Source organism: Parafrankia sp. EAN1pec (assembly GCF_000018005.1).
Taxonomy (GTDB): domain Bacteria; phylum Actinomycetota; class Actinomycetes; order Frankiales; family Frankiaceae; genus Parafrankia; species Parafrankia soli.
Map to the genome: position 1 here is coordinate 6,336,502 of NC_009921.1, position 26,085 is coordinate 6,362,586.

20 protein-coding genes and 2 tRNA genes are annotated in these 26,085 nt (G+C 72.7%); 6 read left to right on the plus strand and 16 right to left on the minus strand.

The genetic code is table 11. From position 1 onward, the window contains the following. Nucleotides 1–4: 4 nt before the first annotated feature. The 9 genes from mreC to FRANEAN1_RS25965 form a co-directional block, all read right to left on the minus strand. On the minus strand, nucleotides 5–1,015 hold the full coding sequence (gene mreC, locus FRANEAN1_RS25925; RefSeq protein ID WP_020462737.1) for a rod shape-determining protein MreC: 1,011 nt from the start codon (nucleotides 1,013–1,015) through the stop codon (nucleotides 5–7). A gap of 286 nt (nucleotides 1,016–1,301) precedes the next feature. Next, the gene (locus tag FRANEAN1_RS25930; protein WP_020462738.1) at nucleotides 1,302–2,333 is read right to left on the minus strand and encodes a rod shape-determining protein; all 1,032 of its coding nucleotides are present in this window, start codon (nucleotides 2,331–2,333) and stop codon (nucleotides 1,302–1,304) included. A 534-nt stretch (nucleotides 2,334–2,867) separates the two neighbouring features. Further along, the gene (ndk, locus tag FRANEAN1_RS25935) at nucleotides 2,868–3,281 is read right to left on the minus strand and encodes a nucleoside-diphosphate kinase (protein ID WP_018500225.1); all 414 of its coding nucleotides are present in this window, start codon (nucleotides 3,279–3,281) and stop codon (nucleotides 2,868–2,870) included. A gap of 203 nt (nucleotides 3,282–3,484) precedes the next feature. Next, a complete protein-coding gene (locus tag FRANEAN1_RS25940; RefSeq protein ID WP_041254813.1) occupies nucleotides 3,485–4,834 on the minus strand; it encodes a folylpolyglutamate synthase/dihydrofolate synthase family protein in 1,350 nt (449 codons plus the stop codon). 112 nt (nucleotides 4,835–4,946) lie between these two features. Then, nucleotides 4,947–6,239 carry an ATP-dependent Clp protease ATP-binding subunit ClpX gene (clpX, locus tag FRANEAN1_RS25945; RefSeq protein WP_020462740.1) on the minus strand — a complete coding sequence of 431 codons (1,293 nt, stop codon included), beginning with the start codon at nucleotides 6,237–6,239 and terminating at the stop codon, nucleotides 4,947–4,949. Between the two features lie 424 nt (nucleotides 6,240–6,663). Continuing rightward, a complete protein-coding gene (locus FRANEAN1_RS25950) occupies nucleotides 6,664–7,308 on the minus strand; it encodes an ATP-dependent Clp protease proteolytic subunit (protein WP_018500228.1) in 645 nt (214 codons plus the stop codon). A 62-nt stretch (nucleotides 7,309–7,370) separates the two neighbouring features. Then, nucleotides 7,371–8,012 (minus strand): ATP-dependent Clp protease proteolytic subunit, encoded by a 642-nt coding sequence (locus FRANEAN1_RS25955; RefSeq protein ID WP_020462741.1) that lies wholly within the window; start codon nucleotides 8,010–8,012, stop codon nucleotides 7,371–7,373. A 401-nt stretch (nucleotides 8,013–8,413) separates the two neighbouring features. Further along, on the minus strand, nucleotides 8,414–9,937 hold the full coding sequence (tig, locus tag FRANEAN1_RS25960; protein ID WP_020462742.1) for a trigger factor: 1,524 nt from the start codon (nucleotides 9,935–9,937) through the stop codon (nucleotides 8,414–8,416). 55 nt (nucleotides 9,938–9,992) lie between these two features. Continuing rightward, nucleotides 9,993–10,065, minus strand: a tRNA-Pro gene (locus FRANEAN1_RS25965). A gap of 48 nt (nucleotides 10,066–10,113) precedes the next feature. Here FRANEAN1_RS25965 and FRANEAN1_RS25970 point away from each other — a divergent pair. After that, nucleotides 10,114–10,184: transfer RNA gene (locus FRANEAN1_RS25970), tRNA-Gly, on the plus strand. A 498-nt stretch (nucleotides 10,185–10,682) separates the two neighbouring features. Here FRANEAN1_RS25970 and FRANEAN1_RS25975 read toward each other — a convergent pair. Further along, nucleotides 10,683–12,653: a glycoside hydrolase family 3 protein gene (locus FRANEAN1_RS25975; protein ID WP_020462743.1), complete on the minus strand. Its 1,971-nt coding sequence runs from the start codon at nucleotides 12,651–12,653 to the stop codon at nucleotides 10,683–10,685. A gap of 235 nt (nucleotides 12,654–12,888) precedes the next feature. On the opposite strand from FRANEAN1_RS25975, the gene FRANEAN1_RS25980 reads away from it, so the two are divergent. Further along, nucleotides 12,889–14,766 carry a class I SAM-dependent methyltransferase gene (locus FRANEAN1_RS25980; protein WP_020462744.1) on the plus strand — a complete coding sequence of 626 codons (1,878 nt, stop codon included), beginning with the start codon at nucleotides 12,889–12,891 and terminating at the stop codon, nucleotides 14,764–14,766. 198 nt (nucleotides 14,767–14,964) lie between these two features. Then, entirely contained in the window at nucleotides 14,965–15,363 is a 399-nt protein-coding gene (locus FRANEAN1_RS25985; RefSeq protein WP_020462745.1) for a L,D-transpeptidase, read from the plus strand. 67 nt (nucleotides 15,364–15,430) lie between these two features. Here the strand turns inward: FRANEAN1_RS25985 and FRANEAN1_RS25990 are convergent, their stop codons facing one another. Both FRANEAN1_RS25990 and FRANEAN1_RS25995 read right to left on the minus strand, forming a co-directional pair. Beyond that, nucleotides 15,431–16,582, minus strand: a complete 1,152-nt coding sequence (locus FRANEAN1_RS25990) for a M48 family metalloprotease (protein WP_020462746.1) — start codon at nucleotides 16,580–16,582, stop codon at nucleotides 15,431–15,433. A gap of 5 nt (nucleotides 16,583–16,587) precedes the next feature. Next, nucleotides 16,588–17,037 carry a BlaI/MecI/CopY family transcriptional regulator gene (locus FRANEAN1_RS25995; RefSeq protein WP_020462747.1) on the minus strand — a complete coding sequence of 150 codons (450 nt, stop codon included), beginning with the start codon at nucleotides 17,035–17,037 and terminating at the stop codon, nucleotides 16,588–16,590. Between the two features lie 205 nt (nucleotides 17,038–17,242). Here FRANEAN1_RS25995 and FRANEAN1_RS26000 point away from each other — a divergent pair, with 205 nt between their 5' ends. Next, a complete protein-coding gene (locus FRANEAN1_RS26000; protein WP_020462748.1) occupies nucleotides 17,243–17,650 on the plus strand; it encodes a TOBE domain-containing protein in 408 nt (135 codons plus the stop codon). 83 nt (nucleotides 17,651–17,733) lie between these two features. Here FRANEAN1_RS26000 and FRANEAN1_RS26005 read toward each other — a convergent pair whose 3' ends face one another. Together FRANEAN1_RS26005 and FRANEAN1_RS26010 are read right to left on the minus strand one after the other, a co-directional pair. Then, entirely contained in the window at nucleotides 17,734–18,720 is a 987-nt protein-coding gene (locus FRANEAN1_RS26005) for a tRNA-dihydrouridine synthase (RefSeq protein WP_157472804.1), read from the minus strand. 73 nt (nucleotides 18,721–18,793) lie between these two features. Then, the gene (locus FRANEAN1_RS26010) at nucleotides 18,794–20,224 is read right to left on the minus strand and encodes an MFS transporter (protein WP_041254814.1); all 1,431 of its coding nucleotides are present in this window, start codon (nucleotides 20,222–20,224) and stop codon (nucleotides 18,794–18,796) included. Between the two features lie 412 nt (nucleotides 20,225–20,636). On the opposite strand from FRANEAN1_RS26010, the gene FRANEAN1_RS26020 reads away from it, so the two are divergent. Both FRANEAN1_RS26020 and FRANEAN1_RS26025 read left to right on the plus strand, forming a co-directional pair. Next, nucleotides 20,637–21,263 carry a TetR/AcrR family transcriptional regulator gene (locus FRANEAN1_RS26020; RefSeq protein WP_020462751.1) on the plus strand — a complete coding sequence of 209 codons (627 nt, stop codon included), beginning with the start codon at nucleotides 20,637–20,639 and terminating at the stop codon, nucleotides 21,261–21,263. Between the two features lie 110 nt (nucleotides 21,264–21,373). Beyond that, nucleotides 21,374–21,808: a DUF962 domain-containing protein gene (locus FRANEAN1_RS26025; protein ID WP_020462752.1), complete on the plus strand. Its 435-nt coding sequence runs from the start codon at nucleotides 21,374–21,376 to the stop codon at nucleotides 21,806–21,808. Nucleotides 21,809–22,111: 303 nt separating this feature from the next. Here the strand turns inward: FRANEAN1_RS26025 and FRANEAN1_RS26030 are convergent, their stop codons facing one another. After that, complete coding sequence (locus FRANEAN1_RS26030) at nucleotides 22,112–24,913, minus strand: ATP-binding cassette domain-containing protein (RefSeq protein WP_020462753.1); 2,802 nt, start codon at nucleotides 24,911–24,913, stop codon at nucleotides 22,112–22,114. Between the two features lie 249 nt (nucleotides 24,914–25,162). After that, on the minus strand, nucleotides 25,163–26,005 hold the full coding sequence (locus FRANEAN1_RS26035; protein ID WP_020462754.1) for a DUF1206 domain-containing protein: 843 nt from the start codon (nucleotides 26,003–26,005) through the stop codon (nucleotides 25,163–25,165). Nucleotides 26,006–26,085 lie beyond the last annotated feature (80 nt).

Genomic DNA, 26,085 nt, shown 5'->3' on the forward strand with positions numbered 1-26,085 from the left:
GACCTCAGCCCGCACCCGCGGCCGCGGGGACGCCCGCACCGCCCTGCGCCTGACCACCCTGGGGCTGCCCGGCCTGAGGCTGCCCGGCCGGCTGCTGGGCGCCGTCGGGCTGGGCGGGCGCGGACGGCTGGCCGGCCGGCGGCTGCGCGGCGTCGGGCGCGGGCGCCGGGCGGGGCGGGAGGACCCGGTCGCCCGGGTCCGCCGGTGGGCCGCCGATCACGACGCCGACCATGTCGAGCGTGCCGACGGAGACGAAGGGGCGGACCTCCGCGGTGCGCGAGAGCCCGCCGACGTCCACCACCTTGGTCACCTCACCGATCGGTACGCCCGCCACATAGTCAAGACTACCGAACGTCACCAAACGGTCACCCTTTTTAACCTGGTACGAGGCGTCATAAAGAGTGAAGGTCAGCGAGCTCGGTCCCTGCCCGCCGGCCACCGCGCCGAGCAGCTGGGTCGTCTCCAGCCGGGCGCCGATCCGGCTGGTCGGGTCGCAGAGCAGTTTGATCACGGCGGTGCTGTCGGTCACCGAGGCGACCGTCCCGACCAGGCCCGACGCGTTCACGACCACCTTGTCGACGGCGAGGCCATCCCGGCGGCCGGCGTTGATCGTCACCGTCCAGTCCATCCCGGTGACGTCGCCGACCGCGATGACCCGGGCCGGGACGATCGTGTACTGGCCCTTGTCCGCGAGCAGGCGCAGGTCGGACAGATCCCCCGCCAGCCGGTCGATCTCGGCCCCGTCGGCGATCTGGCGCCGCAGCGCGGCGTTCTCCTCACCGAGCCGGTCGGCGCGGTCGTGGTAGCGGTTCGGGTGGGTCAGCGAGGAGACGGTGCGCCCCACCGGGCGGGTCACCGTCGTGACCGCGTTCTCCACGCCGCCGACCGCCGAGTGCAGCACCCCGCGCACCCCGGTCGCAGAGTCACCCGTCCGGTAGTCGAGCGTGATCAGCGTGAAGGCGAGGACGAGTAGCGCGGCGATGACGAGGCGGGAGCGCCTGGTGTCACGTCCCACGTCGGTCCTCCGTCACCGGTGCCGTCCTCCTGCCGTGTGGTCCGGATGGCTGCCGGCCCACGGTTGCCGCAAGGTTCCGGTGATGTTTCTACCGGGGCCGCGACAAGCCCTCGAGCCGGGGCCGGCCGGCCGCCCGGCCGCCGAAACGGCCGGACAAGCCTCGACCGGCACTCTCACAACGCCCTCGACCGGCGCCGCCACGACACGCCGCGCCCGCGACCGTCGATCTTCCTGGTCGGACGAGCGGCGGGCCGGCTGGGTTCCCGGCCCCGGCCCCGGGCCGCGGTCAGCGTTTCGGTTCGGAGATCAGGACCTGCTGGAGCGCCTCGAACTCCTCGACGCACTTGCCCGAGCCCATCGCCACCGAGTGCAGCGGGTTCTCCGCGATGTGGATCGGCATCCCGGTCTCGTGGCGCAGGCGCTCGTCGAGCCCGCGCAGCAGCGCCCCACCACCGGTCAGCACGATCCCGCGGTCCATGATGTCGCCGGAGAGCTCCGGAGGGCACCTGTCGAGGGTGACCTTCACGGCGTCGATCACCGCGTTCACCGGCTCCTCGATGGCCTTGCGGATCTCTTCGGCGGTCACCACGATCGTCTTGGGCAGGCCCGTGACGAGGTCACGGCCGCGGATCTCCGCGCTCGGCTCGTCCGGGATCTTGTGCGCCGAGCCGATGGCCATCTTGATCTCCTCGGCGGTCCGCTCGCCGAGCATCAGCGAGTACTCCTTCTTGACGTAGGAGATGATCGCCGTATCGAGCTCGTCACCGGCCGTGCGGATCGACTGGCTGGTGACGATCCCACCGAGGGAGATGACCGCCACCTCGGTCGTGCCGCCGCCGATGTCGACGACCATGTTCCCGGTCGGCTCGTGGACGGGCAGGCCGGCACCGATCGCCGCCGCCATCGGTTCCTCGATGATGTAGACCTTGCGGGCCCCGGCCTGGTAGCCGGCGTCCTTGACGGCCCGCTGCTCCACCCCGGTGATACCGGACGGCACGCACACCACCAGCCGCGGCTTGGCGAAGTGCCGGCGGCGGTGCACCTTCTGGATGAAGTAGCGCAGCATCCGCTCGGTGGTCTCGAAGTCGGCGATCACGCCGTCCTTCAGCGGGCGGACGGCCACCACGTTGCCCGGGGTGCGCCCGATCATCCGCTTGGCGTCGGTGCCGACGGCGAGGATGCCCGAGGTGGTCGTATTGATCGCCACCACACTGGGCTCGTTGAGGACGATCCCCCTGCCGCGGACGTAGACGAGCGTGTTGGCGGTACCAAGGTCGACGGCCATGTCACGACCGAGGAATGACAGCGAACTGGACATCGTCGGGTGCCGGCCTTCCCGGGGGGCGCGAGGTGGGACGGGTCCGGGCGGCGCACGCGGGCGTCACCGACCGGCCCGTCTCCGAACCAACGCGCGAAACGCGTACAGAGTTCGTCGAGCGGGCGGGACGGCCCGGATGCGCCGCGCGAGAACACGGTCACGGCGACCGCCTGAAAGGTCGTTCGCCGCAGCCCGCCGGACACGTTCCGGGCAGTTGAAAGCGTAGACCGCCCCCGGTGGGGTCGCCGCGCCGACCGGGAAGCGTGTCACCCCGCGCGTAGCGGGGCGTGCACGGCACGCCGGTCGGCGCCAGGCCATCCGGGACGGTTGCCGAGCGGGCGGCGCAGCGCCACCGATCGGGCGCCGGGCTCCGAGCGCAACCGCCCCGGATCGGTGACGAAACGCCCGCCGGGACGGCTCGCCCGGCCAGCGGCCCCACGGGGGTGCCACCGCGACGGGGCGCCGCGCGGCCGGCGGTTCACCCGCAACGGTGCCGCCGGCCACCCTCGGACGGGCCGGCCGGAGCCGGGTGGGTCAGCTCAGGCCGGGGAAGAAGAGGTCGATCTCGCGCTTGGCCGACTCGGGCGAGTCCGAACCGTGGATGAGGTTCTGGCCGATCTCGAGCGCGAAGTCACCGCGCAGCGACCCGGGAGCCGCCTTCACCGGGTCGGTGGCGCCGATCAGGCCGCGCAGCGCCTCGACCGCGCGGGGCCCCTCGGCCACCAGCGCGACGAGCGGGCCGGAGGTAATGAACTCCACCAGCTCACCGAAGAACGGCTTGCTGGCGTGCTCGCCGTAATGGGTCTCGGCGACCGAGCGCTCAAGCGTGCGCAGCTCGAGCGCGACGATCTTCAGCCCCTTACGCTCGATGCGGCCGACGACCTCACCGACGAGGCCGCGGCTGACGCCATCGGGCTTGACCAGGATGAGGGTGCGCTCGGCGGACACGGGACTCCTTCAGAATCGTTTCGTCATCTTCGACGTGGTAAGGGCGCCCGGACCGCGTCTACGCGACACCGGCTGGCCCCTGGCAAACCTACAGGGTCGGCGTTCACCGCCGGTCCGCGCAGTCCCCCGACCACCCGTCAGAGCACCGCGCGGGCAACACTGGGATCACCAGGCACATCAGATCATCGCCGGCCGGCGGACGGTCAGCGACGAAGCAGGTGCCGCGCCTCACCCACGGTCACCAGCGAGCCGGTGACCAGCACACCCGTGCCGCCCAGCTCGCCCTCCTCCTCCGCGAGCCGCACCGCGGCCTCGAGGGCGTCGTCCAGCCGTGGCGCGACCTCGACCCGGTCGGCATCGAAGACGTCCACCGCGATCGCGGCCAGGTCGTCCGCGCCCATCGCCCGCGGTGACGTGCTCTGGGTCACGACGACGCTGCTGAGCACCGGTTCCAGGGCGGCGAGGATGCCCTCGGCGTCCTTGTCTCCGAGCACACCGACGACCCCGACGAGATTGTCGAAGCCGAAGGCCTCGTCGACCGCGGCCGCGAGGGCCTGCGCGCCGGCGACGTTGTGCGCGCCGTCCAGGACGATGGTCGGCGAGCGCCGCACGACCTCCAGCCGGCCAGGCGAGTCGGCCTGGGCGAACCCGGCGAGGACGGCGTCGGCGTCCAGCTGACCCTGCCCGCCGCCGAGGAACGCCTCGACGGCCGCCAGCGCGACGGCCGCGTTGTGCGCCTGGTGGATGCCGTGCAGCGGCAGGAAGACCTCCTCGTACGTCCCGCCCAGACCGCGCAGGGTCAGCACCTGGCCCCCCACCGCCACCCGCCGGCCGACGACGCCGAACTCCAGGCCCTCCCGCGCGACGGTGGCGCCGACCTCGGCGCTGCGCCGCAGCAGGACCTCGGCGGCGGGCAGCGACTGCTGCGCCAGCACCACCAGGGCGTCCGGCCGGATGATCCCCGCCTTCTCCGCCGCCACCGCCTCCACGGTGTCACCCAGCTCCGGATGGTCGAGGGAGACCGGCGTGATCACCGCGACGCCCGCGTCGACCACGTTCGTCGCGTCCCAGGTGCCGCCCATGCCGACCTCGACGACCCCGGCGTCCACGGGCGAGTCGGAGAAGGCGGAGAACGCCATCGCGGTGAGCAGCTCGAAGAACGTGACCCGCTCGGGATGGCGGCTGTCGACGAGCTCCGCGTAGGGGATCACGTCGTCGTAGGCCCTGGCGAACACCTCAGCGTCGGCGGGCACGCCGTTGATGCTGATCCGCTCCGTGACGCTTTCCATGTGCGGGGAGGTGTACCGGCCCGGCCGCAGCCCGAAGCCCCGAAGCAGCGCGTCGATCATCCGAGCCGTGGACGTCTTGCCGTTCGTCCCGGTGATGTGGATGGACGGGAAGGACCGCTCCGGGTGCCCCAGCAGGTCGACGAGATCCCGCATCCGGTCCAGGTCCGGGTGCATCCGGTGCGGGAACCGCCCGGCCAGTGCCTTCTCCACCCGGGCGAGCTCGGCCGCGTCGTCCGGCGTGCGCCCCGTGCGTGCGTCTGTCACGGAGCCGAGGTTATGGCATCGGGACGCCCGTTCCGAGGGCGCGGCCGGCGCGGGCACCTCGCCGTCGCCGAGGCCACGGCGACCGGTGCCGGGGCGGCCGGCCGCAATCTCGTCAGGCGGACTTCTCCTGGCGCGGGCCGCGCTTCGACGCGGCGACGTCGCGTGGCACCAGGGTCGGGTTGACGTGCTCGAGCACGACCTCCCGGGTGATCACCGCGCGGGCGACGTCCTTACGGCTCGGGATGTCGTACATCACCGAGAGCAGGACCTCTTCCATGATCGCGCGCAGGCCGCGGGCGCCCGTCCCGCGCAGGATGGCCTGGTCCGCGATGGCCTCGAGTGCGTCGGTGGTGAAGTCGAGGTCGACGCCGTCCAGCTCGAACAGCCGCTTGTACTGGCGGACGAGCGCGTTCTTCGGCTCGGTGAGGATCCGGATTAGCGCCTCGCGGTCGAGGTTGGAGACGCTGGTGATGATCGGCAGCCGGCCGATGAACTCCGGGATCATTCCGTACTTGAGGAGGTCCTCCGGCATGATGTCACCGAAGACGTTCGAGGCGTCCGGGTCGTCCTTGCCGTGCAGCACCGCGCGGAACCCCAGCGACTTCTTGCCGATGCGCGACTCGATGATGCGGTCCAGACCGGCGAAAGCCCCACCGACGATGAACAGGACGTTCGTCGTGTCGATCTGAATGAACTCCTGGTGCGGGTGCTTGCGGCCGCCCTGCGGCGGGACACTCGCCGTCGTTCCCTCGAGAATCTTCAGCAGCGCCTGCTGCACGCCCTCGCCGGAGACGTCCCGGGTGATGCTGGGGTTCTCCGACTTCCGGGCGATCTTGTCGACCTCATCGATGTAGATGATGCCGGTTTCGGCCTTCTTGACGTCGTAGTCGGCGGCCTGGATGAGTTTGAGAAGAATGTTCTCGACATCCTCGCCGACATATCCGGCCTCGGTGAGCGCGGTCGCGTCGGCGATGGCGAACGGGACGTTCAGCATCCGGGCCAGCGTCTGCGCCAGCAGGGTCTTGCCGCACCCCGTGGGGCCCAGCAGCAGGATGTTGCTCTTCGCGAGCTCCACCTCGCCCTTGCCGGCGTCACCGCCGGAGGCACCGCCCGCCTGCACCCGCTTGTAATGGTTGTAGACGGCCACCGACAGCGTCTTCTTCGCCGCCTCCTGGCCGACCACGTACCCGTCGAGGAACTCGTAGATCTCCCGGGGCTTCGGGAGCTCCTCCCACTTGAGCTCCGAGGACTCGGAGAGCTCCTCCTCGATGATCTCGTTGCAGAGATCGATGCACTCATCGCAGATGTAGACGCCGGGGCCGGCGATGAGCTTCTTCACCTGCTTCTGAGACTTACCGCAGAAGGAGCACTTGAGCAGGTCACCGCCATCACCGATGCGTGCCACCGAGGACTCAGTCCCTTCGTCCAGACGATGGTGTCGCCTGCGTGTCGGGGGCGGTGGGCACCGCCCGGTCGTCGCGTGTCTGCCTGTATCCGTCCCCGTGGGGACGGTACCCCGCGGGGGCGTCCGGTGAGAGCCCAATCGCTGGGCTCATACCGGTCAGCCTACGGTCATCGGGCCCGTCCCCGCTCGTCCAGACGGCCCGTTCGGCACCACCGCCCGATCGGGCGTCCGGAAGGGGACGGGAGGATGCCAACCCGTCGCGCCCTGGCCCGCCACCGACGAGCCCCTCGCGTGCCACGCCACCAGGGCCGCCGGCCCCGCGGCCCGGGTCCGACGGAGGAAGCGGCGCCCCGGAGGCGCCCACCGAGGCCGGCCCGGTGAGCCCCGCCGTGCCCGGGCCCGGCGGGGCCGACTCGGCGCCGGCTCAGCGCGCCGAGGCGAGCCGCGAGGACTTCCGGGTCTTGATCACTTCGTCGATGATGCCGTAGTCCTTGGCCTCGTCGGCGCTGAAGATCTTGTCGCGCTCGATGTCCTTGCGGACGGCCTCCTCGGTGCGCCCCGTGTGCTCGGCGAGCATGTGCTCCAGCAGCGACCGCATGCGCAGGATCTCGCGCGCCTGGATCTCGATGTCGCTGGACTGGCCCTCGCCCTGCGCCGACGGCTGGTGGATGAGGATGCGGCTGTTCTGCAGCGCGAACCGCTTGCCGGGGGTACCGGCCGCGAGCAGCACCGCCGCCGCGGACGCCGCCTGGCCCATGCAGATCGTCTGGATGTCGGGACGCACGAACTGCATGGTGTCGTAGATCGCGGTCAGCGACGTGAACGACCCACCGGGCGAGTTGATGTAGATCGAGATGTCGCGGTCCGGGTCCTCGGACTCGAGGAACAGCAGCTGCGCCATCACGTCGTTCGCCGACGTGTCATCGATCGGCGCGCCGAGGAAGACGATGCGCTCCTTCAGCAGCTTCGAGTACGGGTCCATCCCGTACTCACCGCGGGACGTCTTCTCGATGATGTTGGGGAGGACGTACCGGCTCTGCGTTCCGTAGTAGCCCTGTGGTCCGTGCATGGTGACTGCCTCCGAGGAGAGCGGGTGACGAGGGTCGGGACGGCTCGCTGCCGCGGCGGGCGTCAGCTCACCGGTCCTTCGCTGGGGACCTGGCGGGCCCGCTGGACGACGTGGTCGACGAAGCCGTAGTCCTTCGCCTCGTCCGCGGTGAACCAGCGGTCGCGGTCGGAGTCCCGCTCGATCTGCTCGACGGGCTGACCGGTGTGGAACGCGATGCGCTCCTGCATCATCCGCTTGGTGTAGAGCATCTGCTCCGCCTGGATCGCGATGTCGGACGCCGTTCCGCCGATGCCGCCGGAGGGCTGGTGCATCATGATCCGCGCGTGCGGCAGCGAGTAACGCTTGCCCGGCGCGCCCGCGCAGAGCAGGAACTGGCCCATCGACGCGGCGAGCCCCAGCGAAACCGTGGCGACGTCATTCTCGACGTACTGCATGGTGTCGTAGATCGCCATGCCGGCGCTGACCGAGCCGCCGGGCGAGTTGATGTAGAGGAAGATGTCCCGCTCGGGGTCCTCGGCGTTCAGCAGCAGGAGCTGCGCGCAGATCGCGTTGGCGATCGAGTCCTCCACCACCGAACCGAGGAAGATGATCCGCTCACGGAGGAGACGGTTGAAGACCTGCTCGTCGAAGCCGGGGCCATTCTGTCCCGGCGAGCGGAGACTCGGGCCCGGGACAGCCAGGCCAGGGGCGGCGATGTCACTCACGGTCGGATCCTCGGCTTCCTTCGGCGGCGTCTGATTGACCGGCTCGACACTATCTGTGACACGAGCCGGTTCCGGTGCTTCTCCTTCGATGTTCGCGCTCGGCGTGAGGCCGAGCCAGTCCGGCATCGATGTGCGTCGAGGGCCCGTGACCAGCCGCCAGCCCGGCCGCACACCCGTCGTCACCGTGCCGGGCGACAGCGTGCCTCTCTGTGTCCATGCGTGGCACCGGACACGCCGACGGCCTCCGAAACTCGCGTTCCGGAGGCCGTCGGTCAATCCACCCGCCGTGCCGCGCACCGCGCCCCACGGCCGCCGCCCGGCGCCCGTGGCGCAGGGCGGCGTCGTCACAGGGGCGGCCGCTGCTCGGCGGTCGTTACCTGGAGGTCGCTACCTGGCGGTCGTTACTTGGTCTCGGACGCGGGCAGCTCGGAGTCGCCCGCGCCGTCCGCGTCCGTAGCGGTGTCCGCGTCCGTAGCGGTGGCGGTGGCGGTGGCCTCGTCGCCGGCCGCGGCGGTGACCTCCGCCGAGGGAGCCGCCGCCGGGACCTCGAGCTCCTCGGCGTCCAGCTCGTCCGAGATGTCCCGGACGTCATCCTCGGCCTCGCCCGACGGACGGCGCGGCAGGTTCAACTCCACCGCGTTACCCTCGGTGTCGACGACCTTCGCGTTCTCCAGCAGCAGGAAGAGCGCCTTCGTGCGGAGGACATCCGCCATCAGGGCGGTCAGCCCCTCGCCCTGCGCGAGCTGCTGGGCGTACTGGTCAGGCTGCACACCGGCCCGCTGCGCGCGCATCAGGATCTGCTCCATCAGCTCACCCTGGTCAAGGCCGATCGACTCGGCGTCGATCACCGCGTCCAGGATGAACTGCGAGCGGATCGCCTTGCCCGCCGAGCTGCGGACCTCCGCGTCGAACTCCTCCGCCGACTGACCCAGCGTCTCCAGGTAGGTCGCCCGGTCCGTACCGATGTGCTCCAGCTCGTGCCCGAGACGGTGCTCACGGGCCTCCAGCTCACCGGCCAACACCGAATCCGGCACCGGCACCTCGACCAACTCGATCAGCTTGTCGAGCATCTTGTCGCGGGCCTCGCCCAGCTGCTCGACCTTCCGGTTCGACTCAAGCCTGGTCCGGACGTCGGCGCGCAGCTCCTCCAGCGTGTCGAACTCGCTGGCCGTCGTCGCGAAGTCGTCGTCGAGCTCCGGGAGCTCCTTCTCCTTCACGCCCCGCACCACAGCGGTGACCTGCGCCGTGCGGCCCGTGTACTCACCGGCGAGCAGCTCGGTGTCGAACGTGCGCTCATCGCCGTCCGACGCGCCGGCGATGGCCTCGTCGATCCCGTCGATCAGGTTCCCGCTGCCGACCTCGTACGACATCCCGGTCGCGGTCGCGTCCTCGATCGCCTCACCGTCGACCGACGCCGACAGGTCCAGCGAGACGAAGTCGCCCTCCTGGACCGGGCGCTCGACCGGCTTCAACACGGCGAACCGGTCACGCAGGTTCGTCAGATGCTCCTCGACCTGCTCATCGGTCACCGTCGCCGGCTCGACGACGAGCTCCAGCTCGCCGAACTCCGGCAGGGTCACCTCCGGGCGCACATCCATCTCGGCCGTGAAGACCAGCTGCGCGCCATCGGCGAACTCGGTGATGTCCACCTCGGGACGCGACAGGACGTCCACCTCTTCGGCCTGGACGGCCTCCGAGTAAAGGCGCGGCAGCGCCTCCTGGATCGCCTCGTCGAGGATCACACCGCGCCCCAGGCGCTGGTCCAGAATCCGCGGCGGGACCTTGCCCGGGCGGAATCCGGAGACGCGCACCTGGCGCGCCAGCTTGCGGTAGGTGGCATCGACGGACGGCTTGAGCTCGTCGAAGGGCACCTCGACGGTGAGCTTGACCCGGGTCGGGCTGAGGGTCTCCTTGGTGGCCTTCACGGCGCGGCGGTCTCCTGGTACGACGTTGGACGGGGTGACGCGCCGAGGGTATCGGTCGGGGCGGGGAGACTCGAACTCCCGATCTCCTGCACCCAAAGCAGGCGCGCTGGCCACTACGCTACGCCCCGAGGCGTTGCCCCCACATCCTACGGGGTAAGCTTCCCTCCATCACCTACGCGGGTGTAGCTCAATGGCAGAGCCCCAGCCTTCCAAGCTGGCCATGCCGGTTCGATCCCGGTCACCCGCTCGTCGATGGGTTTGCTATGCCCAGGGAACCTGGGCCTGGTCGACTCGCCATGTCTGCCGGGGGGCGGTGCCCCCCGTGGCCCCCTCGGCGGGCGGGGTTCTGGGGGCGGCCTGCGGCCTGCGGTGGTAACCCCGAGGACAGGCAACATCCCCGACCACCGGACCCGAGGGCGGCCTGCGGCCTGCGGTAGTAGCCCCGACGACAGGCAACATCCCCGACCACCGGACCCGAGGGCGGCCTGCGGCCTGCGGTAGTAGCCCCGACGACAGGCAACATCCCCGACCACCCGTCCAGAAGGCGGCCTGCGGCCTGCGGTGGCAGCCTGACATCGCGCAACACCCCCCGGCCGCCGGCCCTGGGGGCGGCCTGCGGTGGCAGCCCCTGCGCTGGGTAAACGCCGCCAACCCCGACCAGCCCGGACCACAGCCACCACCTGCCGATGATGAAACCCGGCAACGGGCCACACCATCGACCACAGGTCGGGAGGAGCGGCCGAGGTCAGCAGGCGCGCGGGGTCGGTAGGCCTGCGCCGCGCGGCAACGCGGTGCCGGTCGCGGTTCGGGTGACGACCGGCAGCCGGCCGGAGGGTGGCACCGCGCCGGCCAGCACCGCCGCCAGCGCCTTCATCGACGCTGGGTCGCGTGAATAGCTCGCCAGCCACGCCCCGGCGGCCACCGGCGGACGGTAGGGCGTCCCGGTCGACACGACCACGGTCCGCCGGTCGGTGACGGGCGGCGGCGAGTTCCCGACCAGCACCACCCGGACCACAGCCGTACCCGCTCCCGAGGCGCCCGCTGCGGGCGGCGCTGGCGGGCGGCCGGAGCCCTGGGCGGCCAACCGGGCGCCGATCCCCCGGGCACCCAGTGCGTCCACGAGCATCTTCGCGGCGCCCGACGGCCCGGAGACCTCCACCGCCGGCTGCGTCCCGCCCGCACCGGCGCCGGCGGTGCCGCGGCTGAGCGGGAGCAGGTCACACGTCGGCTGGTCAAGGAGCGTGATCGCCCGCTCGGCGATCGCGGCCGCGGTGGCCGCCGCCTCCTCGGGGGTTCGGGCCGCGGCGGGCTCGGTGTGCGCCAGCCTCCACTTCATCCTCAGGATTCGACGTACCGAGGCGTCGATCCGCTCCGGAACGATCGCCCCGGAGCGCACAGCGGAAACCACAGCATCAAGCGCCTGCGTCAGGTCCGGCGGCATCAGCAGCATGTCGACGCCGGCCTGGACGGCTCGCACCGCCGCGCCGCCGGGCGTGTTGTGCTCGGTGATCGCGGCCATGTTCAGCGCGTCGGTGACGATGACGCCGTCGAAGCCGAGCTCGTGGCGCAGCAGGCCGTCGACCACCGGCTTCGACAGCGTCGCCGGCGCGGCCGGGTCGAGCGCGGGGACGTTCAGATGACCGACCATGACCATCGGTACGCCCGCGGCGATCGCCGCCCGGAACGGCGGCAGGTCGAGCGCCGTCAGCGCCGCCCGGTCTCTGGTGATCGTCGGCAGGTCGGCGTGGCTGTCGACGGACGTCGCGCCGTGCCCGGGAAAGTGTTTCGCGGCCGCGGCCACCCCGACCTGCCGGTATCCCTCGACCGCCGCCGCGGTGAACCGCCCGACCGCCGTAGGGTCGTCGCCGAAGGAGCGCTCACCGATCACGGGGTTCGCCGGGTCGCTGTTGACGTCTGCGTCCGGGGCGAAGTCGACGTTGATGCCCAGGGCGCGCAGGTCCGCGCCGGTGATCTGCGCGGCGTCCCGCGCGTCGGTGGGACGTCCCGTCGCGCCCTGTGCCATCTGGCCGGGCAGCAGGGTCACGCCGTCCCGGACGCGCAGCACCGTTCCCTGCTCCTGGTCCGCGGCGATCAGCAGCGGGATGCTGGCCGCCGCGCTCAGGTCCGCGGACAGCGTCTTGACCTGGTTCGGGTTGACGATGTTGTCCGGGAGCGCCCCCGGGCCCGTCCCGCCGGCGTCGAAGTAGATCACGCCGCCCAGGCCCCGTCTCGCGACGGCTTCGGCGGCCGTGTCCACACCGGACGTCCGCCGGTTCGCGGTGACAACGGCCGGGCTCCGGTCGGCGCCCGCGGTACCGAAGACGTATCCCATCATCATCTGGCCTACGCGCTGCTCCAGCGACAGGCCGGCCAGCGTGGGCTCGACCCAGCTGTTCTCCTCGGCCGAACCGGCGCCGGGGCCGCTCCCCGCGCCGCCCGGGTCGGCGGCCGACAGCTCGTCGGCGCCGGTTTCCGGGCCGTCGGCGGGGTGCTCCGCGGTGCCGCGCCCGGATTCCGCGCCCGCCGCGCCGCCGCCCGGGTCCCCCGCCCCGGCGGAGCCGCCTGCGGTGTCGCCGTCGGCGAGGCTGAGCCGGTCCGCCATCGAGCCGCCCGCGTCGGTGCCGCGGACCGCCCAGGCGAACGCCGTGACACCGGCCAGCGTCGCCAGGACGACCGCGAGCGCCACCCCGACGACCCGCACACGCCGCATGACCATCCCCTCGTCCGTGAGTCGCCCGATCCGTCTCCTCGCACCGTCTGTGACCTCACCTGCCCGGACCGGACCGCCCGGAACCGGCCGGGAACCGAAACCAGCCGGCAACGGGAGCGAACCGTACACACCATCATGGATCGCCAAGCGGGGTGGGGTGGACGCGGAGCGGAGCGCACGGGGACGTACGTTGCGAGGTGACCGTCGCGGCGCCTCCGGAGGTGCCAAGACAGGAGGCGTCATGAACCGTCGAGCACTGTTGCCGGTCGCCGCATGCGCGGGCGTCGGGATCAACGGCCTGCGGCTGCGCGCACGGATGCGGGCACTCGCCGTCATCGCACCGGCCGACGAGCCGGTACACCCCTCGCACGTCTTTCTGCTGGCGGACGGCGTCCGCCTCGACGAGCTGGCCCGGCGGGCGGCGAGCGCGCACGCGCTGCGGGAGGGCCTCACCGTCCTGGACCTCGTGCCGGCCGAGCTGCCCGCGCACGAGCTGCTCGACCTCGCGCGGCTGGTCGATCCGGCGCGTTACCGCGCCCAGCGGCTGGAACGGGGGCGCGGAGCCTTCCGTGCGCTGCTGGTCGACCGGGACGTCCTGGAGCGCACCGGGCTCGACCTGAAGGACCCGAGCCGCGTCGACCTGGTCGCGGCGACGGCGGCCCTCAAGCTGCTCGCGCCCGCGTCGACGGATCTGGCGATCCTGCCGGGCCTCACCGCCGCGGACGGCTTCACACCCGCGGACGGCGGGCCGCCGACCGGGTCGGCGGACGGGTCGGACCGGGTCGCGGTGCAGTTCGCCGCTCGCCCGTGGGAGCCCGGCCAACCGTTCTTCCCGCTCGCCCGCGACCTCGCGGTGGCCGCCGGAGCCACCGCGGTTCCGGGCTGGGCGCTCGGCGCGGCGGTGCTGTCGTGGCTGCAGCCGTTGGTCGTCGGAGCCGGGCGCATCCGGGTGCCCGCCGCCGACCTCGTCCGCAGCCCGCTGACCCGCCGGCGGCCCGCGCTGCGGACCCTCGCGTCGGCGGTCGGCGGCGCGGTGACGGGCTCGGGCGTGGACCTGCCCAGGCCGGGGCCGCCCGCCCCCGAGCCCGCCGTGCTGGCCGCGAAGCGGCGTGAGTACGCCGCCGACCTGGCCGCCGGTATCGACCGGTTCCTGGAGCCGGCCACGACGAGCTGCCCCTGGTGCGGCGGCACGGACCTCTCGCTGGCCCTGCGCGGCGCGGACGCCATCCAGGTCAAGCCGGGGGTGTTCCGGTACGACCGCTGCGGCGGCTGCGGCCACATTTTCCAGAACCCGCGGCTGACCCTCGACGGCCTCGACTTCTACTACCGGGACACCTACTCCGGCCTGGGCTCCGGGCTGACCGAGGAGCTCTTCCGCCGCAACACCGACAGCTACCTGGAACGGGCGCGGATCGACATACCCACGCCACGGCGCTGGCTGGACGTCGGCGGCGGGTTCGGGCACTTCTGCGCCGCCGCGCGCGAGGTGTGGCCGACGACCTCGTTCGACGGTCTGGACATCGGCGCGGCCATCGGCGAGGCGGAGCGCCGGGGCTGGGTCGACCAGGCCTACCGGGGACTGCTGCCCGACCTCGCCGGGACGCTGAGCGGGCGCTACGACGTCGTGAGCATGTTCCACTACCTCGAACACACCCGGGACCCGCGGGCCGAGCTGCGCGCCGCCGCCGAGGTCCTCGCCCCGGGCGGCCACCTGCTCATCGAGGTGCCGAACGCGCAGAGCCCGGCCGCCCGGTGGTACGGGACGTACTGGCCGGGCTGGTTCGTGCCGCAGCACCAGCATCTCGTCCCGGCCGACAACCTGACGGCCGCCCTCGGCGAGGTCGGCCTCGAGGTGCTGGACGTGCGCTTCGGCGAGACGCACCAGCGCGGGGACGCCCCGGTGGTCTTCTGGGGGATGTGGCAGCGCGCGACACCGTCACCGGCCGTCCCGTGGCGCGAGGTCAGCCGGCCCGGCCTGGCCCGCGGCCGGCGCGCCCTCGTAGGCGCGGCGGTGTTCACCGCGATGCCGGCGGCGATCGTGTGGGACATGGCGAGCCGGCCGTACCTCACCACCGGTAGGCGCTCGAACGCCTACCGGATCCTGGCCCGCCTGCCCTGAGCCGCCTGCCCTGAGCCGGGCGGGCGCTGATGCCCCGCCCGGCAGCAGGGCCCGGCGACGATGGCTGCGGCGCGGTTCATCCGCCGGGCTGACGTTCACACACCCCCCCTTTCATTACCCTGAGTGACGACAGTGGCCGCAGGGTAGCGAGGTGGCTGCCAGGGAGACAGACGATCTCCGCTCGCCGGCTGGAGCTGGGTGGACACGACGATCTCGACCACGCCGTTCGAGCTGCTCGTCGACCGCTCGGAGCACCAGCTGACGATCTTTCGCGACAACACGGTGGTCGCGAAGCTGCCGGTCGGGATCGGTACCGAGGCGATCCCCACCCCGACCGGCACGTTCTACCTGACCGAGCTGTTGCGCCCGGGCGACCCGAACGGCCCTTGGGGGCCGTTCGCCTTCGGCCTGTCCGGGTTCTCCGACGTGATCACCCAGTTCAACGGCGCCGAGGGCATCGTCGGCCTGCACGGCACCAACCGCCCGGACCTGGTCGGCTCGGACGTGAGTATGGGATGCGTCCGGCTGCGCAACGCCGACCTGCTCCGGTTGGTGGACGTCGTCCCGCTCGGCACCCCGATCACGATCGTCGGGTGAGCCGACGGGCGCGGGCCCTCGCCGAGCCCTCGTCCGAGGGCGGCCGATCAGGGTTCGGGGCGGCTGTTCAGGATTCGGCGATGGCGAACACGCGGCGGTAGGGCAGGTCGAGCAACGCCTCGACGGCGACACCGCACGACGCGGCGGCGAGGGCCGCCGGCAGGGCCACCAGCAGCAGCCCGCGGTTGCCCCGCAGCGGCGCGTCGAGCAGGGCCGCGATCCGGCGTGGCACCGGCCCGGGCTGGGGACCGCGGCCGGGCGCGCCGGCCCGCAGCATCGCCGGCGGGACGGCCTCGGCACGCTGGCGCCGACTGCGGGCGAGGCCCCTGTGCTTGGAGTGCCGGGCTGGCGGGGCGGACTGAGCGTGCCGGGCGTGCTCGCCGCGGACGAGGTCGTGGCAGGGTTCGCCCGCCCGCCCGGGGCCGCGCACGATCCGCTGGAGCGTGGACGGGACCCGCCGCCCGATCCGTGAGCTTCCCGTCCCGGCGGCCGCCGAATGCCGGTCGGCCTGTTCCGTCGCGGCGAGCGCGGCTGTTCCGACGACGTGGGCGACCGACCGGCGGTCGCCGACCTCCTGTGCCGCCTGCTCGTCCGCCCAGCGCTCGATCGCGTAGTCGATCAGGGTGACCATGGGGCGCAACGCTGGGAGGGCAGCGGCCGCGAGGCGCGCGGTGAACGCGAAGCGGTGGTGCCGGCCGGCCAGGTGCGCCCGCTCGTGAGCGAGGAGCGCCTGGTGGCGGCCGTCACCGAGCGCCGTGAGCATTCCCTCCGTGACGACGATCCGCCCCGGCGCGCCGGGAAGCGCGAAGGCGTCCGGACGGCCGTCGGGGATCACCACCACCTCGCCGGTGCCCGGCAGCGCCGCCGCCTCCGTGCGGGCCGCGCGCAGGGAGTCGTACTGGCGCCGCCCGGTCACCGCCACCGAGATGATCACGGCCGCGCCGAGCGCCAGGCACATCCACGACGCCCACAGCGGTGCCACGGCGATCTGCCAGGAGCGCGCCACCGCGCGCAGGTCGGGGGCGAACCCGATCAGGCCCGCCGCCGCGGGCATCCCGAACGCGAGCAGGCTCGCGGCGCTGGCCAGCGCGAACAGGACCGCGGCGGCGGTGAACCCGAGCACCGCAACCCGCGGGGGCAGCCGATCGACCAGGATGCGGCTCGTCACCACACCCGCCGCGGGCGCCAGGACGAGGGATACGAGCAGTTGGTCGACCACCGGGCTCAGCCCTGCCGGCGCGACTCGGAGCCGCGCCCGTGCTCACCGTGCTCGGCGGGGGCCGGCGCGGAGGCGAGAAGATCGCGGACGAGCGCCTCGTCGGTGGGCGAGAGCGCGGCGATGAAGTGCGTCAGGGCGCGGCGGTGATCGGCCTGCCCGGCGAGAAGCCGGTTCATCCGCCACGCGACGAGCGTGGCTGGATCCCCCGGCGCAGAGTAGATGTAGCCCCGCCCGTGCCGCCGACGGGTGACCACACCCTTGGTGTGCAGGCGGGTGAGAGTGGTGACCACCGCGCTGTAGGACAGCCTCGCGGTGGCAGGAAGAAGATCGCGGACCTCACCCGGCGAGAGCTCCCCGGAGCGGTGCAGCACACCGAGCACCTCTTCCTCCAGCGACCCGGGTGGACGCCGCCGCGCGGCAGGCACCGCCTCCGGCTCCTCCGAACCCTCGTCCATCACACCGGCCCCCCGGCAGCTTCCGCGGCCCCGGGACCAGCCCGTCCGCACCCCGCCTCACACGGACCACGATACGAGGCGGCCGGCCCCGGCCGGCTCCCGTCATGAGACGGAACACCACGGGGCCACGCCGCGCTCCCCCGACGGGGATCGGGTCGCGACCGGCCGCGACGCCACCGACAGCGGGGCCGGATATGGTGCCGGCATGTCGACCTTCAGGATCAGCGAGGTCGCCGGACTGCTCGGCGTCAGCGACGACACCGTGCGTCGCTGGGCCGACGGCGGCCGGCTGCCGACGGTGCGTGACGGAGCGGGCCGGCAGGCCGTCGAGGGAGCCGTGCTCGCGCAGTTCGCGATCGACATCGCCGGCGAGCTGCCGCTGACCCCACCGGCGATCGTCGGCGCCTCGGCGCGCAACCGCTTTCCCGGCATCGTGACGCGGGTGCGCCGCGACGACGTGATGGCCCAGGTGGAGATCCAGTCGGGGCGGCACCGCGTGGTCTCGCTGATGAGCCGCGAGGCCGCGGACGAGCTGGGCCTGGAGCCCGGCGTGCTCGCCGTGGGCACCGTGAAGGCGACGAACGTGGTGATCGAGCTTCCCGAGCGGCACTGACGGCCTGCACAGGCTCACCTGCACGGGGCTCAGCTGCCTCGGCGGCGCCTTTCGCGCGGCGCTGGCGGTCGCGCTCCAGTCGCTCAGCCGACCCCGGCGCTCGTGTCTGCCATGCTCCCGGCGTCGATCCAGTCGCTGAGAATGTCGCCGAAGACCGTCGGGTCCTCGCCCCGGTTCCAGAAGGCCGTCGCCCCCTGGACCGCTCGGGCGCCGGCGGCCAGGTAGTCGGCGACGTCCCGGCCGCCCAGCACGCCGCCGACGCCGACGACGTCCACCTGCTCGGGCAGGAGGGCACGGAGCTGGCGCACCTGGCCGAGGCCCACCGGCTTGAGCGCGGCTCCACTCAGCCCGGCGAGGGCCACGTCGAGGACGGGGCGCCGTCGGTCGTCGAGGACCAGGGCGTTCGGGAAGGTGTTGACGGCCGTGACGAACCTCGGCCCGCCGTCGGCCTCCGAGCGGCGGCCGAGCAGCGCGGCCAGATCCGCCAGGGCCTCGGGATCGGAGAACGGCGAGACCTTGACCCCGTACGCGGGCGCGCGCCGGTGGCCGGGGCCTGCCCGGCCACCGGCGAGGGCGGCCTCGACCTGGGCGCAGATCGCGTCGGTCTGACCGAGGTCGAAGCAGGCGATGCGCTTCTGCGAGCCGCCGTCCCACACGTTCGGGCACCCGAGGTTGAGCTCGATCAGGTCCGCACCGGTGTCCGCGGCGACGCGGGCCAGCGTCGCGTACTCCTCGGCGGCGAACCCGGCCACGCTGACCACCAGCGGCTTGCCGTACCCGTGAGCGATGTCGGCCATCGCCGGGAGCTGTTCGGCGTAGTACCCGATCCCCCGGTTGGGCAGGCCGAGCGCGTTGAGCGAGTAGGAGCCGCCGGACCAGTAGACCTCGCCGCCGTTGCCGGTGCGGGCGTCTCGCGTGATCGAGCCGACGACGACCGCGGCGACGGCTCCGCGGGCGAGGGCGGTGACGTCCTCGACGGTCTTGCAGGTGCCCGCGGCGTTCATGATCGGGTGTTCGAGCGCGACCCCGGCGAGCGTGACCCCGCCCACCGGCGGCGCCTCGCCCGTCACGCCGCGCCGCCGGTCACCGGGATGAGCCCCTCGCTGCCTGCCACGCGGCCAGCGTAACGGCCAGCGCACCCCCTTACCGGGTGATCAGGTGGCTGGCGAACGCCCCGCCGGCGGGTCCCGTGCTCGCCGCCGGCACGGCCCCCGCCGGCACGGCCCCGGACGGCACGGCCCCGGACGGCACGGCGGCGGGCACCACGGTCCCCCGCACCCTGCGCCACAGCCGCGGCAGCGAACCGGCGACGGCGAGCGCCGCGACGGCCGTCAGCACGAACGGGAGGTGTGCGTTCGCCGCGTACAGGGCGCCCGACGTCAGCGCCGCCCCGGCCGTCGCGGCGGTCTGGGTCGTCGTGAACAGGCCCTGCGCCCGCCCGGCACCACCGGGCCCGGACTCCTGCGCCAGCAGCGACTGGGCGGATGGGAAGCTCACGGCCAGCGCGATCGCCTCGGCACAGCTCACGAGGACGATCAGCCAGAACGACCCGATGAACGAGTAGGTGGCGACGGTGACACCCGTCGTGGCCGTGGCCGCCACCACCAGCCATCGGCGGTCGTTGTGGTCGGCGAGCCAGCCCGCGGGCATGGCGCAGACGATGTAGGGCAGCGAGAACAGAGTGAAACTGAGCCCGACCAGCTCCGTCGAGATGCCCCGGTCGGTCAGCAGGAGGCTCCAGCAGGTCTCGTAGGTCCCGACGGCCAGGCCGTTCACCGCGGCGACCAGCAGCAGCCCCTCGACCCCCGGCCCCACCGCGGCGAGGGGTGACCACGTTCGCCGCCGGGACGCCCACGCGGGAGCCCGCCGGCCGGCATGACCAGGGGAACCGTCGCGGTGCACGGCGACTGCCGCCACGGCCGCGACCGCCTCCGCGCCGCCCGCCCGCCCACCGGGGACGCCCGCACCCCCACCCGCGGTGGGACCGACAGCGGAGGCGTCGGAGCCGGTAGAGGCCACAGACAGCGCCGGCGCGTGACCGGGGCCGTCCGGTCGGAGCAGGACGAGCACCGGGACGGAGGCGACCGCCGCGGCCACCCCTGCGCCTAGGAAGAGCAGGTCCATCCGCTGCTCGCCTGCCAGCCCGCCGAGCAGCGGACCGATGGCGGTGCCGGCGATCTGACCGGTGTAGACGGCGCTGACGGCCCGGCCGGTGAGGTCCGGCGGCACGGTCGCGGCGATCGCGGTGAGCACGGCCACCTCGAACGCCCCGGCCCCGGCCCCCTGCAGCACCCGCATCGCCGTGTCACACATGATCCCCGGGGAGACGATCAGCCCGGCGCACCCCACGGCGTAGGCGACGAGCCCCGCGACCAGCACCGGGCGGTGCCCCCGCGTCGTGGTGGCCAGGCCCGCGGGGTATTGGGAGAGCAGCGCGCCGAGGAAGAACGCGGCCATGACCATGCCGACCCCGCCGGCGGAGACGTCCCGTTCCTCCAGGTAGAGCGGGAGGATCGGCGCGATCGCGAACGCCCCGAGCCACTGCAGCAGCGTGGCCGTGCCGAGGGCGACCACCAGACGTCCGACGGCGCCGTGGGTCAGCGAGGCGGTCTGTGGCCCGCCCGGACCGGTTCCCGCGGATGTCCCTGCTGACCCTCGTGGCCCGCCCTGCCCTCGTGGCCCACCCGGCATGCCTGGCCCCGCGCCGCCCGCGGGCTCGGTTCGGTCCGCGGGCCCGGTTCGGTGTTCTCGGCCGGCCCACGGCCGACTGGATGGTCCCGCGCTTCCCGTTGCTCTTCGCATAGCTCCGTCGCCCCCGTCGGCGCGCGTCCGAACCGCCTCGAGCTCCTGGCTCGGGCTGGCGCGCTTCCGGGTCCTCTGCCCGGTTCGTCCCGTCGAAGTACTACCGTCCGTCCGGACGGTCGGTCAACCCGGTAGCATAGGCAGCGCGGTGCGAAGTGCCAGGTGGGCCGGTTGGTGCGGCACAATGGCGCTCGTGCCCGCCTCGGACTCGGCTGCGACGCGACAACGGTTGCTGGACGCGGCTTGGCGTGTCCTCACCCGGCATGGCAGTCAGGCACTCAGCCTGGATGCCGTCGCCCGCGAGGCGGCGGTCTCCAAGGGCGGCCTCTTACACCACTTTCCGACACGGGCGTCGCTCATCGACGCGCTCTACGACCGGTGGAACGACGAGTTCGAGTCGGAGGTCACCGCCCGGGCAGTGCTGGACGACCGGCCCGGCGGCTGGGCACGTGCCTACCTGGACGCCACGACGGCGGCCGGCGTCCAGCCTCGGGACAGCACGGCCGAGGTCGGGTTCCTGGCCGCCCTCATCGCCGATCCCGAACGGTTGCAACGCTTCCGCCAGCGATACGAGCACTGGCAGAACCGCCTCGTCCAGGACCGCATCGACCCGGCGGCCGCGACGCTGATCCGCATGGCGGCCGACGGGATGTGGCTGGCCGAGCTGCTCGGGCTTGCCCCGCCGACCGGGGAGCTGCGCCGCCAGATGCTCGAGGCTCTGCGCGCGATGGCCACCCCGGGCGGGCCGGCCCCCGCCCCCGGGGCGCCCGCGCTCGGGCCGAGCACGGCCGCGGAGCAGGCCGCCCGCTGATCCCCGCCGCCGCCCGCCGTGCCGGATGTAGGCGACCCACCAGCTCGGCTGGAGCTGCCCGCCCTCGTCGCCGATGATGTTCGGGGACGAGACGAAGCGAGGGGGCATCCATGACGACTGCCGACTCACCACTCGGCGGCAGGCCGGCCGCGCCAGCACCCGGGCCCTCCCGGGAACCCCTGGCTTCCCGGGAGCCTGAGCCGCCGCCGGCGTCCGCGCCGTTCGCCGAGAAGATGGCCTACTACCGGTCCCAGCACACCACGCGGGGAATCCGGGCGACCCATCTCGTGGGTATCCCCGGCGTGGCCTTCTCCCTGCCGCTGCTCGTCGGCCGACCCAAGGTGGGCCTGCCGATGTTCGTGGCGAGCTGGGCACTGCAGGTCGCCGGGCACTCGGTCTTCGAGCAGAACAGCCCCACGCTGGCCAAGGGCTTCGTCACCTACCAGCTGTGCGGGCTGGCGTTCTGGTGCGAGGAAGTCGCCGATCTGCTCGCCGGGCGCGGCCTGGGCGGTCAGACCCGCCCGCCACGCCGCTCCCGGACCTAGGTCCCGGACCTTGCGGGATCGGCCCAGCGGGACGCGCCTAGTTGCAACGGCACTTGTGCGTGACCTCGTCGTTGGTAATGGCGGCGTCGGGCCTGGTGTCGGTGTCGCCTGCGCCAGGCCGACCAGGCCCGGACGACGTCGGCCGAGTGGAGTTTCCGCGGACGTATCCGCTCGTCCCCGAGCCGACGTGCCGCGCCGGTTGGCACCGGCGCTCCGGTGTTCCGCGGAACACCAAGATCGATTGAGGTTGGTGTTGACCGCGGCGTGTGCGGGAGCAGGGAACACCCAAATGCCGTTGCCGTACTAGCGGCGCGCGCCGGGCGCGGCACCGTAGCCGCCGGGCCCACCGGGGCCGGCCGGCGGCGCCTGCCCGGCCTGCGGCGGGCGGCCGACTCCCGGCGGCGGGGCGGCGGGCCGGGTCACCTTGGGGTCGATCCGGCGCAGCATCATCGAGGTCAGCGCGAGCGCCGCCGCGCCGAGGACCAGGCCGAGGACGACGTCGAGCACCCAGATGCCCGCGCTGTGTTCCCACAGCCCGTCGGCCGGGTCCGTGCGCAGCACCTCGTTGCCCAGCTTGGACACCTCGTTGAGGTCGTCGGTGGACGCCAGCGCCGCGAAGCCCCACCGGGCGGGGGCGATCCACGCGACCTGCTCCATCACCAGACGGCCGGACAGCGACACCAGCCCGCCGGAGAGCACGAGCTGCGCCATGGTCACCAGCACCAGGATCGGCATCGTCTTGTCCGCGTTGTCGACCAGTGTCGACACGAGCAGGCCGATCATCATGGACGCCAGCGCAGCGACGATCACCGCGGCCAGGCATTCCACCAGCGGCGAGCCCAGCAGGGACGCCTCCGGCGGCGTGCGGCCGACCAGCCCGATCAGCGTGAAGATCACGCACTGCAGGGTCGTGATACCGGTGAGGACGATGATCTTCGAGCCGAGGTAGGCCGTCCGGGACAGGCCGATCGTTCGTTCCCGCCGGTAGATGTCGCGTTCCTTGACGATCTCGCGGACCGAGTTCGCCATCCCCATGAAACACGCACACAACACCAGCACCACGAGGACCTTCATCGCGTCCGGATTAGGCGCGTCCGGCAGGGGTTTCAGCCCGTCGGGGGCCGGGATCACCCGCGGGATGATCCCGAGCAGGAACGGGAAGGCGGCGATGAGCCGCAGGTAGGAACGGTCCGCCAGCACGACCCGCAGATATCGCCGGGTCAGCGTCGCGAGCTGGGAGGTGACCGGCTGCTGGCGCACGCTCGGCAGCTCCGCCGGCGCCTTGCGCACGATCGGCGCCACGACCGCGGAGGGCACGAAGTACTCCGAGGCGCGGAACCGAGCCGCCATCTCCGCACCCGGCGTGCTTTCCAGCTCCCGGAACACCGCCGCGAACTCCCGGAAGTCCTCCTTCCCGAAGAAGCTCAGCGCCCCGTCCGACGGGCCGAAGTAGGCCACGTGCCCACCCGGGGCGAGCACCAGGATGTAGTCGCACAGGTCCAGGAACAGCACGCTGTGCGTGACCACGATGACCGTGCGGCCGCTCTCGTCCGCCGAACCGACCCCGCCGCCCTTGGCCAGGCCCTTCAACGTCTCCATCACCGACTGGTCGTTCGCCGGGTCCAGCCCCGACGTCGGCTCGTCCAGGAACAGCAACGACGGCCGGGTGAGCAGCTCGAGGGCCACCGACGTCCGCTTCTTCTGCCCACCGGAGAGCCGGCTCACCGGCGTGCCGGCGTGCGCGGTCAGGCCGAGCTCGCCGATGACCTCCTGGACGCGGGCGCGCCGTTCCTGCGCCGTGGTGTCCGCGGGGAACCGCAGCTCGGCGCCGTACTCGAGCGCCTCACGCACGGTGAGCTGGGCGTGCAGCGGATCGGCCTGCGGGACGTACCCGATGCGCCGGCGCAGCTCGTCGTACTCGGCGTAGAGATCCCGCCCGGCGTAGCGGACAGAGCCCACGTCCGCCGGGCGGAAGCCGGTCAGCGCGTTGAGCAGGGTCGACTTGCCCGCACCACTGGGGCCGACCACCCCGAGCAGCGAGCGGCCGGGGAGCCGGAAGGTCATGTCGTGCATGAGCTGCTTGGTGCCGGCGAACACCGACAGCGCCTGCACCTCGAAGGCGACGTCACCCGAGTCGACGTACTCCACCAGCGAGTCGCCCTCGAGCTGGTAGAGGTGGTGCCCGATCGCGATGACGTCGCGCTGCCCGACCTGGGCCCGCCCGATGCGCTGGCCATTGAGGAACGTGCCGTTCGCCGACCCGAGGTCGACGACCTCGACCCTGCCGGGGGCGACCAGCAGCTCGGCGTGGTGCCGCGAGGCGAGCAGGTCCGCGACGGAGATGTCGTTGTCGCGCGAGCGGCCGAGCCGGATCGTGCCGGGCCGCAGCGGGTGCATCTTGCGGCGGGCGTGCACGATGGCGCTCTGCGCCGTCTCCAGGTCGAGCGCCGCGGAGGCGGTGTCCGGCCCGGCGGCGCCCGGACCCCCGGCGTGCGGTGGCTGGTGGCCCCCCGGGACCGGCGGGCGGGCCGATGCCGGGGCCGTCGGCGGTGCCGCTACCCGGGCCCGGCCGGAGGCGGGCGCGCGACCGGGGGCAGGCGCCTGACCGGGGGTGGGCACGTGGCCGGGAGTAGGCGTGTGACCTGGGCCGGCGGGCGCGGGACCGGGGTTGGGGTTGGGGTTGGGGTTGGACGACGGCCATCCCGGCGCACCCGCCACGCGCGGCGGCGGCCCGGCCGGGACCGCGGGAGCGGGTACCGAGGTGGCGGGCGCGGAGCCCGCTCCGGCACCACCGGAGGCCAGCCCGACGGACGAGGGCACCAGCACGACCTCAGGGCCGTCCGCGGCGCCGAGCCGGAAGCGGACCTCGGTCGAGCGGACCGTGGTGTCCCCCATCCGGCGCCCGTCCTGCCAGAGGCCGTTGGCGCTGGTGTCCCGCACATGCCAGCCGCCGGCGACCGGCTCAAGCACGAGATGACGCCGGGACACCCGTGCGTCGTTGATGACGATGTCCGCGCCGCGTGCCCGACCGACCACGCACGGAGCGTCGCCCGTCAGCGTGTTGTGGCCCGCCGGGCTGATCACGCTCAGCGTGGTCCGATCCACCTGTACTCCCCTTTGCCCTACCGCCATGGTGCCGGCTGCGATGTCAGTGCCGGCCAGGCGACGCCGTGGCCGCGCGACGACGTTGATCGTCCGCTCGACGACACCTAGTCTGCCTCCCCGACCCGACGGATTCTGCACTGATCCGCGACATGTCCGGAAGGCGACGACCGACAAAGCAAACCACTAGGGCGGATGATCCGAACCGCCCGCCTTCGTCCGGCGGGCGGTTCGGCCGTGCGGGGAGCTGGTTCAGAGCTTGCGGTACCGCGCCTCGATGAAGGAGTAGGCGCCGAACAGGACCAGGCCGACGGCACAGACGACGAGCAGCACTTGGCCGTACGCCTGGTCGGCGATCGTGCGGAGCGTGCCGTCGAAGCCCTTGGCCTCGTCGGGGTCGAACTCGACGGCGGCCTTGACCACGAACACCCCGGCCAGGCCGAACACGATGCCGCGCGCGATGTAGCCGACCTGGCCGATGCGCTTGCTGGCGGCGCGCATCGCGGGGCTCATCTCCCCGCTCTTGAGCTTCTCCTCGAACTTGGCCGTCACACCCTTGACGATCATGCCGATGCCGACGCCGACCGCGCCGACCAGCCACCGGCCACCGGTGTTATCCATGACCCGTGCCGTATACGGAGCGGGCTCACCAGAGCCGGATCCCGAACTACCTGAGGTGAGGAAGGCGACGGTGCTGCCCGCGATCACAAGGTAGATCACACTGCGGATACCGGACACCACCCGCTTGGCTGTGCGCTTCTTCTCGTCGGATTCCTCGTGATGCCCGACGGCCGCTTCCAGCAGGCGCCACAGCGCATATCCGACAAATCCGATGACGAGCAGGATCAGCACCGCCGTGCCGAAGGGCTTGTCCGAGATCTCCCGCAGCGCGCCCTGCCGGTTCGCCTGCTCCCCGGAACCGCCGAACGCGATCTGGAGCGCGATGATCCCGATCAGCACGTAGACCAGTCCTCGGGCTGCGAAGCCGAGGCGTGCGGTCAGGTTGACCGCCTTGCTGTCGTGGGCACGCCGGGCCTTGGCACCGCCGACAGACGCGGCCGCGCGCCCTGGTCGCGCGACACTGGGTACGGACACGGGTCCTCCTCGACAAACAGTTCGGGCGGAACGCCCTTAGGCCGCCTGCCCGACAGGAGGCTCACAAAACGGACAGGCGT

What these genes read in the sequence shown, in the direction of transcription:
- FRANEAN1_RS25930 (WP_020462738.1), bottom strand. Translation starts at nt 2,333, where the DNA reads ATGTCCAGTTCGCTGTCATTCCTCGGTCGTGACATGGCCGTCGACCTT.
- FRANEAN1_RS25950 (WP_018500228.1), bottom strand. Translation starts at nt 7,308, where the DNA reads ATGCACGGACCACAGGGCTACTACGGAACGCAGAGCCGGTACGTCCTC.
- FRANEAN1_RS25975 (WP_020462743.1), bottom strand. Translation starts at nt 12,653, where the DNA reads ATGGTCATGCGGCGTGTGCGGGTCGTCGGGGTGGCGCTCGCGGTCGTC.
- FRANEAN1_RS25980 (WP_020462744.1), top strand. Translation starts at nt 12,889, where the DNA reads ATGAACCGTCGAGCACTGTTGCCGGTCGCCGCATGCGCGGGCGTCGGG.
- FRANEAN1_RS25995 (WP_020462747.1), bottom strand. Translation starts at nt 17,037, where the DNA reads ATGGACGAGGGTTCGGAGGAGCCGGAGGCGGTGCCTGCCGCGCGGCGG.
- FRANEAN1_RS26000 (WP_020462748.1), top strand. Translation starts at nt 17,243, where the DNA reads ATGTCGACCTTCAGGATCAGCGAGGTCGCCGGACTGCTCGGCGTCAGC.
- FRANEAN1_RS26020 (WP_020462751.1), top strand. Translation starts at nt 20,637, where the DNA reads ATGGCGCTCGTGCCCGCCTCGGACTCGGCTGCGACGCGACAACGGTTG.
- FRANEAN1_RS26025 (WP_020462752.1), top strand. Translation starts at nt 21,374, where the DNA reads ATGACGACTGCCGACTCACCACTCGGCGGCAGGCCGGCCGCGCCAGCA.